This window comes from Dethiothermospora halolimnae (assembly GCF_037577855.1).
Taxonomy (GTDB): Bacteria; Bacillota; Clostridia; order Tissierellales; family VENL01; genus Dethiothermospora; species Dethiothermospora halolimnae.
The window spans coordinates 1-13,017 of sequence record NZ_JBAKFX010000038.1 but is presented as its reverse complement, the minus strand read 5'-3'; the positions used below and the strand labels follow the sequence as shown (position 1 = coordinate 13,017).

Here is a 13,017-nt window from a genome sequence, read left to right as displayed (position 1 = left end):
GAAATTATGGATATAAGCAATGAACTGGGAAAATATAGTGAAACAATAGAAGAATACTTAAATGAAATATTACCTAAAAGTAATAGTCTACAGAAAAGAATCTTTGAATCTATGAGATATAGCATATTTGCTGGGGGAAAAAGGCTTAGACCCTTTTTAATATTAAAAACCTGTGAAATATTTAATGGTGATTATAAAGAGGCATTACCCTTTGCAGCTGCAATGGAAATGATACATACATATTCGTTAATACATGATGACTTACCCTGTATGGATAATGATGATTTTAGAAGGGGAAAACCAACAAACCATAAAGTTTATGGAGAGAACCTTGCTATTTTAGCTGGAGATGGTCTGTTAAACTTTGCTTATGAGACTATGATAAGTCATGTTTTTAATACTAAAAGTAATAGTGAAAGATATTTAAAGGCATTAAAGGAAATAAGCAATGCAGCTGGAGTTTTTGGAATGATAGGTGGTCAGGTAGTAGATATAGAATCGGAGGATAGTGGTATTGACCAAAGGGCCTTAGATTTTATTCATAATAACAAAACATCGGCATTAATCGAGGCATCAATTGTTTCTGGAGCTATTATAGGAGGAGCTAATGACGATGAAATAAATTTACTAAGGGATTATGGTAAATCTATAGGATTAGGTTTTCAAATTCGGGATGACATACTAGATAAGATTGGGGATATGGATAAATTAGGGAAAGATATTGGAAGTGATGAGGATAATCATAAGGCAACCTATGTATCACTATATGGTATGGATTCTTCAATAGAAAAGTCGAAAGAATTATATAATTTTGCTATTACTAGCCTTAATAAATTTGATAAAAAAAATATAAATATTTTAAAAGAGCTGGCATATTTCTTGTTAAACAGAGATATGTAATCTGTTAATAGGTAATATAATCTTTGTTATTAGTTTGAAATTAATATTAGACTATGTTATAATTATTTCTAGTCTAGAGTGGCACAGTATTCTAGTCAGTACAACTAACTTTGAGGGCGGGCCTAAAAATCCGTCAAAGGGCACATCGATGAAGTTCCTGGTTTCGGCTGCTGACGCCCAGTCGGGGGTCGTTTCTGGGAGTAAGGAGGATGGGGCGATCTACAATGGCATGTGGGCGATGACCCTACCTCCGTGGAGACTCCCTTTATTATTTAATGGGCAATAACGGGAGAGTAACCTGCATATGGTGCAAGCTATGTGCAGCGTAGCCTGCCTTGAGTGAAATAGGTGGAAAATGGTCGCGATCTATCTAACTATGGGCCCATGGTATAGGAGATTTTGCCGTTGAAACCTACTTTGCAAAAGAGGCTAAGAGTTAGTATGGCTGTTGAGGAAAACTCCTAGACTGTTCTTAAATATAAGAGGTATATTGGGGATTACAGTGTGCACTAAGTGGTAATCTAGCCCTATTCTAGGTGACAGAATAGAGACAGGATTAAAGGGGAACCGCTGTGATGGCGACAAGCAGTTTCTGTCTGGGAAACCCTGCTAGACCTAAGTCACAAAATTTATCTAATATACTGCCACTTATAAGGGGCTGATAGCTTGGCTATCAGCTTTATTTCTATATTTATAATAATGGAGGTAGTGTTTTGTCGGAAGATGATAAAAATAACAAAAAGAAAAATAGTCAAAATAGTATATTAAAAAAGTACAACTTCAAATGGATAATACTTGTATCTATAATTACTTTTTCTATAGCAATAATGGTTAGTTTGGTTTCAGTTGGAATCTTAGAAAGTATAGAAATTTCCATAGCATTTATAATACTAATACTTATAGTTATATTAGGAGTTTTTTTTGATACAATAGGAATAGCAGTTGCTGCTTCCAAAGAAGAACCATTTCATGCCATGGCTGCCAATAGGGTGAAGGAGGCAAAGTATGCCATAAGACTGGTAAGAAATGCAGGACCTGTATCTAACTTTTGCAATGATGTAATAGGTGATATTAGTGGTATAGTCAGTGGAGCAGCTGGAACAATTATCGTTACAAAACTTGCTTCAAAATATGGAATTATTAATACGGTTTATATAAGTGCAGCTATGAGTGCATTTGTTGCTGCATTAACCGTTGGTGGAAAGGCATTGGGAAAAGAGATCGCTATATCTAAAAATGAGACTATAATATATTATACATCAAAAGTAGTTTACTTTTTAGATAAAAAATTAAAAATAGATGTTTTACCTAGTTTGAAGAAAAGAAAAAATAAAAGAAAGAGAGATGCTAAAAGTGGGAAAAATTCTAGCAAAAATAAATAATTTGGAAGATTTTAAAAAACTAAATACTACAGAATTGAATAATTTAGCTGAAGAGATCAGACAATTTATTATAGATAAGGTATCAAAAACAGGAGGTCATTTAGCTTCAAATTTAGGAGTTGTAGAGCTTACCATAGCCCTTCATAGGGTGTTTAATAGTCCAAAAGATAAAATAATCTGGGACGTAGGTCATCAAGCCTACGTCCACAAGATACTGACGGGAAGAAAAGATGAGTTTGATACCCTAAGACAATTTAATGGTTTAAGTGGCTTTCCTAAACGAAATGAAAGTGAACATGATATATTTGAGACAGGACATAGTTCTACATCTATATCGGCAGGACTTGGATTTGCATTGTCTAGGGACGTTAAAAATGACAAGAATGATGTAATAAGTATTATTGGTGATGGTGCAATGACTGCTGGAATGGCTTTTGAAGCCTTAAATCATATAGGTGAAGTGGGAACAAAACAAATAGTGGTATTAAATGATAATGATATGTCCATATCGGAAAACGTTGGTGGATTATCTAAGTATCTAAGTAAAATAACTACCACATCTACATATTCAAAAGTAAAGGAAGATTTAAGTTCTATATTAAATAGTATACCGGCAATTGGTAAAAAGGTATATAAAACTGCAGAAAAGGCTAAGGATAGTGTAAAATATTTTTTAATACCGGGAATGCTATTTGAAGACTTAGGGCTTAAATATATAGGTCCAGTGGATGGGCATAATATTCAAGAAGTTATTAGTGCACTTTATAGGGCTAAAAATATCAATGGTCCTACTTTAGTACATGTTATAACAAAGAAGGGTAAGGGATATTTACCTGCTGAAAAAAGTCCAGATAAATATCATGGAGCATCACCTTTTAAAATAGAAACTGGAGAGTCAGTTAAAAAAACTGATATTCCAAAGTATTCAAATATTTTAGGAGAGTCACTTGTAGAATTAGCATGTGAAAATGATGATATAGTAGCTATAACAGCCGCTATGCCAGCTGGTACTGGGCTAGCTAAATTCCACAGTAAGTTTCCTAAAAGATTTTTTGATGTAGGTATAGCAGAACAGCATGGAGTAACCCTTGCAGCTGGATTGGCTTCTAATGGCCTTAAACCGTTTTTTGCCGTTTATTCAACATTTTTACAAAGAGGCTACGATCAGGTTTTACATGATGTATGCATTCAAAATCTCCCAGTGGTATTTGCTGTTGATAGGGCAGGACTTGTGGGAAATGATGGAGAAACCCACCACGGTGTTTTTGATTTATCATTTTTGTCCCATATGCCTAATATGACAATAATGGCCCCTAAGGATAGAAAAGAGATGAAGGAAATGATAAAATTTGCTGCAAGCTATAATAAAGGACCTTTAGCCATTAGATATCCAAGGGGAGTAAGTTGTGATATGACCAATGTATCTGAAAATTATGAAGTTGAATGTGGTAAAGGTGAAGTAATATTAGAAGGAAAAGATATCGCCATATTAGCAGTGGGAAAAATGGTGGACTATGGTTATAATGTGGCAATGGAGCTTAAAGAGAAGGGTAAAGAAGTAACTCTAGTTAATGGTAGATTTATAAAGCCCTTGGATGAACAGTTGATACTAGATATTGCTAAGAATCATAAACTTATATTAACTTATGAGGATAATGTAGTTAGTGGTGGATTTGGGAATACTGTAAACAGTTTACTTATAAAAAATAATTATAAAGGTAAAGTTTTAAACATAGGGTTACCAGATGAATTTATTGAACATGGTGCAGTGGAATTACTGTATTCTAAATATAAATTAGATGTTAATAGTGTTGTAAAGTTAATAGAAGATACTATTAATTAATAGGAGTTTTTTATGAAAAAAGTAAGGTTAGATAAGTTATTAGTAGATAAAAACATAATAGAGAGTAGAGAAAAGGCTAAAAAATATATTAAAACTGGAAATATATTAGTAAATGGAAAAAAAATAAGAAAGCCCAGTACAAAAATAAATGAAGAGAGTTCTATAGAAATAATAAATGACCCTATACCCTATGTAGGTAGAGGAGGCTTAAAGTTAGAAAAGGCTCTAAGGACTTTTGATATTTCTTGTAAGGATAAAGTGGCAATGGATATAGGTGCCTCCACCGGGGGATTTACTGATTGTATGCTGAAAAACGGAGCTACAAAGGTTTATGCCATAGATGTGGGACATGGACAATTAGCTAATAAATTAAAGGATGATAAAAGGGTTATAAATATGGAAGGTAGGAACATAAGGTATGTTAAACTAGAGGACTTAGAAGAATTAGCTGATTTTGTTACAATAGATGTGTCCTTTATATCATTAAAGTTAGTACTACCTAAAGTTATAGAAATAACTAAGGCTAATGTCGATGTGGTAGCACTGGTTAAACCTCAATTTGAAGCAGGTAAAGAAAAGGTCGGAAAAAAAGGTGTAGTGAAGGATTTAAAGGTACATAAAGAAGTTTTAAATGATATAAACTCTTTCTGTATAGATAATAATTTGACAATTATAGATTTAACCTATTCTCCCATAAAGGGGGGAGAGGGGAATATTGAATACTTAGCCCATATAAAAAGAGGAATACATTCTAACTTTAATATTGATAATAAGATTGACGGTATAGCAGTGAAATCCCATAAAAATTTATAATAGGTGAAGGATACAAGGGGTATAGGTATATTAGTTAAAAGATAGCCGAAAAGGGCTATCTTTTATTTAGCTAAATAATTAAAATAAAAGTATTTTTTTATATTTATAAATTTGATATAATAAGTATACATAAATGATGTTTGTAGGTATCAAAAATGATATGGTTGTTAATTCATCAAGGAGGATAATATGAAAAAATATACTAGACAAGCTAAGGTACTAGAGCTTATTGAAAAAAATGAAATAGAAACTCAGGAGGAGTTACTGGAATATCTTAAAAATTCCGGTATAGATGTAACACAGGCCACTGTGTCTAGAGATATTAGGGAGCTAAGGTTAGTAAAAGTCTTATCAAAGAATGGTAGATATAAATATGCAGCCATGGGACAAAATCAAGAGGGAACAACCGATAGACTCTTAAAAATATTTAAAAATTCTATAATATCTATGGAAACAGCAGGTCATTTATTAGTTATAAAAACATTACCTGGGGCTGCTCAAATTTCAGGCTCTGCCATTGATGCTTTAGATATGGAGCAAATAGTAGGCACTATTGCCGGAGATGATACAGTCTTTGTTGCTGTAAGGAATAAAGATGCTATTAAAGAGATAATAAATACTTTTAATAATATTTTAGATTAGGGGGAGGTGTGACGATGCTCCTTGAATTAAGTATACAAAATTTTGCTATTATAGATGAAGTTAATATATCTTTTACTAAAGGCTTTAATGTGTTGACAGGAGAGACTGGAGCAGGAAAGTCAATTATAATAGATGCTGTGGGACTGTTGTTAGGGGGACGAGCTAATAGAAGCTATATAGGAACAAGTGGAGATAAAACTATTATTGAAGGACTATTTCATATAGATGAGGATAATGATATAAGTGATGTATTAGAAGGCTTTGGAATAGATAAAGAGCCAGATAGTATTATATTGATAACTAGAGAAATTTTTAGCTCGGGAAGAAGTACCTCTAGAATAAATGGTAGAACAGTAACATTAAATATGTTAAAGGAATTAACAAAAAAACTTGTTGATATTCATGGACAACATGAACACCAGTCCCTATTATCTCCAGAGAATCATATAAAATTAATAGATTCTCTAGGTGGAAAAAAAATAGGGATATTAAAAGAAAACGTAAAGAATAAATATAATGAAATATTAGCCCTAAAAAATAAATTAAAAAAATATAATAGTGATGATAAAGAAAAAGAGCGAAAAATAGACTTACTTAAATTTCAATTAGATGAAATAGATGTTGCAAATTTAAAAAGAGAAGAAGAAGAAATTTTATTTAATGAATATAATATATTATCAAATTCAGAAAATATAATAGAAACCCTGACAAAAGTTAATGAAACGTTAAATTCAAATGATTATAACTATAGCTCTATAATTGATCAGTTAATAAATTTAGGTAGTCAATTAAGGGACATATCGAAACATGATAAAAAGTTAGAAAGATATGTGGAGGATTTTGATGCTATAATTTTCACTATACAGGACTTAACTAGGGAATTAAGAAGTTATGAAGAAAATATAGATTATAATCCAGAAAGATTGAATGAATTACAAAATAGGCTTAATACTATTAATGATCTTAAAAGAAAATATGGTAACACGATAGATGAAATATTAGATTATAGAAATAAAATATATAATGAGTATCAGTTTATAGTAAATAGTGAAGAAGAAATAAGAATAATAAATAATGAGATAGAAAAAATAGAAAAAGAATTATCTAAGATTTGTGAAGAATTAACCTTAGAAAGAAAAGGAATTTCTAAGAATATTGAAAAATCTATAACAAAGGAACTCAGTGAATTAAACATGAAGGATGTAAAGTTTGAAGTGCAATTTAAAAAATATGATTATTATACTCAAGATGGAATAGATAATGTTGAATTTTTAATATCTACAAACATTGGTGAACCATTAAAGCCCTTATCAAAAATCGTATCTGGTGGAGAGATGTCTAGAATTATGTTAGCTTTTAAAAATATCTTGGCTGATGTGGATAATATTTCCTGTCTTATATTTGATGAAATTGATACAGGAATTAGTGGCAGAACTGCCCAAGTACTTAGTGAAAAAATATCAAAAATATCAAAAACCCATCAAATCTTGTGTATAACCCATTTGCCACAAATAGCCGCAATGGGAGACAGTCATTTTTTAATTAATAAAATAGTGAAGGATAATCGAACTATAACTAAAGTAAAAAAATTAGACTATAGTAAAAGAGTGGATGAACTATCTAGGCTATTAGGTGGTGTTGATTTAACAGATACTACTAGAAACCATGCTAAAGAAATGTTGGAAATGTCAAAACAAATTAGATAAATAATGAAAAAGACCCTTTTTAAGGGTCTTTTTCATTATTTTTTAAAAATCCATCCTATTTTTCGGAAATTTAGATTTTAGTTAACATATTGATAAATATTTATGTAGAATAAATAACCTCAAAAAAGGCTAAATTAAGTTTACAAACAAATTTTGTGGAGGTGTAGAATTAAGCTAATGCAAAAATAGGAGCGTGATTTTATTTGAACAAAAATAAAAAAGGTTTAAAAATCTTTTTTGTATTTATATTAGTACTAACAATAGCAACATATTCAGTACAAATAATTGATATAATTAAGTATCCTTCACATATAAGTATTTATCAAGGGGAAACAAAAGATATAGATATAATATTTCCATTTACTGTGGATATATTAAGTAATAACAAAGAAAATATATTACATTTTAAAGAAAATAACACAGAGGATAAATTAAAATTAAGTTTTAAAAATTCATATAGAGTGGGGACATTAAAAAATGGAGAAGGTAAATTAAAATTTAAACTATTAGGTTTAATACCTATAAAAGAAATAAATGTTAATGTATCAGAGAATATTTATTTAGTTCCAGGAGGAAATACAATAGGTGTAAGATTAAATACAAAAGGAGTATTAGTAGTGGCTTTATCCGATGATATTATTGGTAAGAATGGAGACAAATATAGTCCTGCTATAGATGCTGGAATAAAAATAGGGGATGTAATACTATCTATTGATGGAAAAAAAGTAAGAGATGCAGATCATGTTATAGAAATATTAAATAACATTAAGAAGAAAAAGGTTAAGGTTACAGTAGAAAGAAATAAATTACAGTTTGTTACTGAAATATATCCTGTTAAAAGTCCATCGGATAGCTGTTATAGATTAGGAATATGGGTAAGGGATAGAACTGCTGGCATTGGAACTATGACGTTTTATCACAGTGATACTAGAAAATTTGGAGCATTAGGACATGGAATTACTGATATTGATACTGGCGGATTAATGCCAATTGAAAATGGAGAGATTTTAAATGCAAAGATATCAGCCATAGAACAGGGAAAGAAAGGAGCTCCTGGGGAATTAATAGGCTTATTTTATGAATCTGATGATGGAATCGGTGAAATTACTAATAATACCGACTTTGGAATATATGGAACTATAAACAAAGGATTTAATCACATTATAAATCGCAAAGCTCTTCCCATTGCATCCCCTAGTCAAGTAAAGGAAGGGAAGGCTTATATACTAAGTACCATAAAAAATAATGATATAAAAAAATATGAAATTGAAATTAAAAGTTTAAAAAATCAAAAATTTCCCCATCAAAAAAGTATGGTAATAGAGGTTGTAGATGAAGAATTATTAAAAGAAACTGGAGGAATTGTTCAAGGGATGAGTGGTAGTCCAATAATTCAAAATGGGAAAATAATAGGAGCAGTAACCCATGTTTTTGTTAATAATCCAGCTAAAGGGTATGGTATATATATAAATTGGATGCTTCAAAAGGCTGGAATTTTCCAAGACTATACAAAAAATATTGTAAAAGCAAATTAATAAAAATGACAAAAAATTTCTTTGTCATTTTTATTAACTATTGTATAAATTATCCTATAAAATCACATAAAAATTTGAATTATTAAAAAAATTACTTAAATTAGAAATTGAGGAAGGATATATATATCCTTTGTCGAATAAATATAAGAGTAGAGTTATAATATAAATAGATTTTTATCTAGAAAAAAGTTTTAGTGGGGGGAAAAGAATTGGAAAACAAAAAAATTAATGTATTAATAGCAGATGATAACAAGGATTTTTGTAGTATTTTAAGCGAGTATTTAACGACTCAAGAAGATGTAGAGGTAGTTGGTATAGCAAAAGATGGACTTGAAGCTATAGATCTTATAGAAGAAAAGTCACCAGATGTATTGGTTTTAGATATTATCATGCCACATTTAGATGGATTAGGAGTTTTAGAGAAAATCAATACAATGGATTTGGAGAAGTTTCCAAAAACTATAGTATTATCAGCAGTTGGGCAGGACAAAATAACTCAAAGAGCTATAAATTTAGGTGCAGATTATTATGTAGTAAAACCCTTTGATTTTCAAATATTTATGAAAAGAATAAGGCAAGTAACAGGAAATGCTCCTACAAAAATAGAAAGAAGAAAAAATGTTGATATTAGTTCTAATTTAGTCAATAATGTGACTAAAGAAAAAAGTCTAGAAGCCAAAATAACTAATATCATACATGAGATAGGAGTTCCTGCCCATATAAAAGGTTATTTGTATCTTAGAGAGGCAATTGGTATGGTAGTAGAAGACATTGAACTACTTAGTGCAGTTACTAAGGAACTTTATCCCAATATAGCTAAAAAGTTTAATACCACTCCTAGTAGGGTGGAAAGAGCTATAAGACATGCTATTGAGGTGGCATGGAGTAGAGGTAAAGTAGATACTATAAATAATCTATTTGGATACACTGTTCATACTGATAAAGGGAAACCAACAAATTCTGAGTTTATAGCAATGGTAGCCGATAAGTTAAGACTTGAAAGGAATGCAGGTTAAAGAAAGTTAGTATAATGAGTAAAGAAATAAGAATAATATTAGATGAATTGAATTACTCTATAGGTAAATTAAATGAAAAAGAAAAACAAGGAAAAAAGTTAAATACCAATCAATATTGGTATAGAGAAGGATTAAAAAAAGCTAAGGATATAGTTTTAAATGTAGATAAACTAACCAAATAAAAAAGTATGGGAGATTCGTTCCCATACTTTTTTATTTGGTTAATAGTTAACAGATGACAGTTAATAGATAATAGTCAAAAGCAGGGGACTGATTTAGAACTTTTTAATACTATCATAAAAAATGTTATCATAATTGATACAAATAAAAAAATTTAAAAAAGAAAATTATGGGTATAATAAAAAAACATACCCAATAAAGATCATGGAGGGATTTAATGAATAGGGAGAGATGGTATGCAAAAGATTTAGAAGATGTTGAACAAACCTTAGATTCAAACCTAGAAACAGGATTAGCAAAAAATAAAGCAAAAAAAAGGCTAGAAAAATACGGTAAAAATGACCTAAAAGAAAAGAAAAAGGAAGGCCTATTAAAAAAGTTCATAAATCAATTTAAAGATTTTATGGTTATTATTTTAATAATTGCAGCGGCTATTTCTGGAGTTTTGGGAGAAGTAACTGACACTATAATTATATTTATTATAGTTTTTTTAAATGCCATCCTAGGATTAGTACAAGAAAATAAGGCGGAAAAATCACTGGAGGCTTTAAAAAGCATGTCCACTCCAAACTCAAAAGTTTTAAGGGATGGCTCTATAATGGAAGTTAAATCATATAATATAGTTCCTGGAGACATTGTGTTACTAGAGGCAGGAGACTATGTACCAGCAGATGGTAGAATAATAGAAAAGGCAAGTTTACAAGTGGAGGAGTCTGCATTGACAGGGGAGTCACTACCTGTTAATAAGACGGTGGATACTTTAGCAGATAAAAAAATAGTAATAGGAGATAGAAAAAACATGGTGTTTTCAGGAAGTGTAGTCACCCATGGAAGGGGTAAATTTATAGTTACATCCACCGGTATGAATACTGAAATAGGAAAAATAGCAACAATGCTAGAATCTCAAGAAAAAGGGGATACACCTTTACAAAGAAAGCTAGCTGAATTAGGTAAAAAGTTAGGAATCATAGCATTGATTATATGTGCTATTATATTTTTAGTAGGATTTTTTCAAGGTAGACCTATTTTTGATATGTTTATGATATCGGTTTCATTAGCTGTTGCAGCAATTCCTGAAGGTTTACCAGCCATAGTAACTATAGTATTATCCCTTGGTGTCCAAAGGATGATTAAGAAAAATGCCATAATTAGAAGGTTACCTGCAGTGGAAACATTGGGAACTGCTTCTATAATTTGTTCTGATAAAACAGGGACCCTTACTCAAAATAAAATGACAGTTACTAAGGCATATACATATGATAAATTAATAGATGTGGACGAAATAGATATAAATGATAATGAATATAGAATGTTAGTATATACAGGGGTACTTTGCAATGATGCTTCAATCGAAGAAAATGATGGAGAAAAAAAGACTATTGGAGATCCAACAGAAATTGCCCTTGTTGCATTGGGATATGAAAAGGAACAATTAAAAAAAACATTGGAAAGTGAGTTTAAAAGAGTGGAAGAAATACCCTTTGATTCTGATAGAAAGATGATGTCTACCATACATGAAGTGGATGGGGGGTATAGAGTATTTACAAAAGGAGCTATAGATGTATTAATAAATAGATGTAATAAAATACTAATAAATGATAATGTAGAAAGTCTAAATGAAGAAAAGAAATCTGAGATATTAGAGGAAAATAAAAATTTAGCTAAGGAAGGTTTAAGGGTATTAGCATTAGCATATAAAGATATATCTGACATTCCTAATGAAGTAAGTTCAAAAAATATAGAGAATGATTTAGTATTTATAGGTATGACAGCAATGATTGATCCTCCAAGGGAAACTGTAAAAGGAGCAGTGGAAAGGTGTAAAACATCGGGAATAAGACCTATAATGATTACTGGAGATTATAAAATAACAGCCATAAGCATTGCAAAGGAACTGGGAATTATCCAAAGTGAAGAAGAATCCATAGATGGTGAAGCTTTAGAAGATATGACCGATGATGAATTAAAGGAGAATATTGAAAAATATTCAGTATATGCAAGGGTATCTCCAGAACATAAAGTACGAATAGTTAAAGCTTGGCAAGATAAAGGAAAAATCGTGGCCATGACTGGCGATGGAGTAAATGATGCCCCTTCCCTTAAGAGGTCTGATATAGGATGTGCAATGGGAATAACAGGAACAGATGTATCTAAGGAAGCATCGGACATGATATTAACTGATGATAATTTTTCAACCATAGTTTCGGCAGTTGAAGAAGGTAGAGTAATCTATGATAACATTAGAAAATCGATACACTATTTGTTGTCCTGTAACATAGGGGAAATAGTGGCACTTTTAACAGCCCTTTTATTTAATCTTCCTGCACCATTAATTCCAATACACATTTTATGGATAAATTTGGTTACCGATAGTTTTCCTGCTTTATCTTTAGGTGTAGATCCAGGAGAAAAGGATATAATGGAAAGAAAGCCAAGAAAACCAAGGGAAAGTATATTTGCCCATGGATTAGGATTATCTATTGTAATAAGGGGTATTATGATTGGAATTGTTAGTTTTAGTGCTTTTAATGTGGGATTAAATGAAGATATTATCACAGGAAGGACCATGGCATTTCTTGTACTTAGTATTTCCCAGTTTGCAAATAGTCTAAGTGTTAGATCATTAGATAAGAATATATTTAAAATAGGTATATTGTCAAATAAATATTTATTAATGGCAATATCCCTATCTGGAGTACTAATGCTTAGTGTAACTTTAGTTCCATTTTTACAAAATATATTTGAGTTAGGAAATTTAAGTTTAGAGCAATGGTTAATGGTGGTAGGTTTTTCTATTATCCCCTTTAGTGTTGCGGAGATATATAAGACAATTAGAAATAGAATGAGAAAGTAGACTAAAAATTTTTAGTCTACTTTTTTATGTGTGCCCAGCATGGACACAGTCTATAGGGTGAAAGTCCCGAACACCGAAGGTGATATAGGTGCTAGCTGAAGACAAGGGTGTCCACCGTGAGGTGGAATCTGAAGGAAGTCGGCGGC

Annotated in this window: 10 protein-coding genes; all 10 read left to right on the top strand. The window is 31.0% G+C overall.

The genetic code is table 11. The annotated features are described in order from the left end of the window. Positions 1 to 6 precede the first annotated feature (6 nt). The 10 genes from V6137_RS14085 to V6137_RS14040 all read left to right on the top strand — a co-directional run bounded on the left by V6137_RS14085 (position 7) and on the right by V6137_RS14040 (position 12,871). A complete protein-coding gene (locus V6137_RS14085; RefSeq protein WP_425448591.1) occupies positions 7 to 900 on the top strand; it encodes a polyprenyl synthetase family protein in 894 nt (297 codons plus the stop codon). Positions 901 to 1,613: 713 nt separating this feature from the next. Then, positions 1,614 to 2,282, top strand: coding sequence for a hypothetical protein (locus V6137_RS14080; RefSeq protein ID WP_425448590.1), 669 nt, complete (start codon positions 1,614 to 1,616; stop codon positions 2,280 to 2,282). Then, on the top strand, positions 2,245 to 4,125 hold the full coding sequence (gene dxs / locus V6137_RS14075; protein WP_425448589.1) for a 1-deoxy-D-xylulose-5-phosphate synthase: 1,881 nt from the start codon (positions 2,245 to 2,247) through the stop codon (positions 4,123 to 4,125). Before V6137_RS14080 ends, dxs begins: the two co-directional genes overlap by 38 nt. A gap of 12 nt (positions 4,126 to 4,137) precedes the next feature. Next, positions 4,138 to 4,938, top strand: a complete 801-nt coding sequence (locus V6137_RS14070) for a TlyA family RNA methyltransferase (RefSeq protein WP_425448588.1) — start codon at positions 4,138 to 4,140, stop codon at positions 4,936 to 4,938. A gap of 189 nt (positions 4,939 to 5,127) precedes the next feature. Then, positions 5,128 to 5,580 carry an arginine repressor gene (locus V6137_RS14065; RefSeq protein ID WP_425448587.1) on the top strand — a complete coding sequence of 151 codons (453 nt, stop codon included), beginning with the start codon at positions 5,128 to 5,130 and terminating at the stop codon, positions 5,578 to 5,580. 14 nt (positions 5,581 to 5,594) lie between these two features. Continuing rightward, complete coding sequence (gene recN, locus V6137_RS14060) at positions 5,595 to 7,286, top strand: DNA repair protein RecN (RefSeq protein ID WP_425448586.1); 1,692 nt, start codon at positions 5,595 to 5,597, stop codon at positions 7,284 to 7,286. 203 nt (positions 7,287 to 7,489) lie between these two features. After that, the gene (gene spoIVB, locus V6137_RS14055) at positions 7,490 to 8,821 is read left to right on the top strand and encodes a SpoIVB peptidase (RefSeq protein ID WP_425448585.1); all 1,332 of its coding nucleotides are present in this window, start codon (positions 7,490 to 7,492) and stop codon (positions 8,819 to 8,821) included. A 209-nt stretch (positions 8,822 to 9,030) separates the two neighbouring features. Next, positions 9,031 to 9,837, top strand: a complete 807-nt coding sequence (gene spo0A / locus V6137_RS14050; protein WP_425448584.1) for a sporulation transcription factor Spo0A — start codon at positions 9,031 to 9,033, stop codon at positions 9,835 to 9,837. Positions 9,838 to 9,851: 14 nt separating this feature from the next. Then, entirely contained in the window at positions 9,852 to 10,019 is a 168-nt protein-coding gene (locus V6137_RS14045; RefSeq protein WP_425448583.1) for a hypothetical protein, read from the top strand. 215 nt (positions 10,020 to 10,234) lie between these two features. Next, on the top strand, positions 10,235 to 12,871 hold the full coding sequence (locus V6137_RS14040) for a calcium-transporting P-type ATPase, PMR1-type (protein WP_425448582.1): 2,637 nt from the start codon (positions 10,235 to 10,237) through the stop codon (positions 12,869 to 12,871). Positions 12,872 to 13,017: the final 146 nt, after the last annotated feature.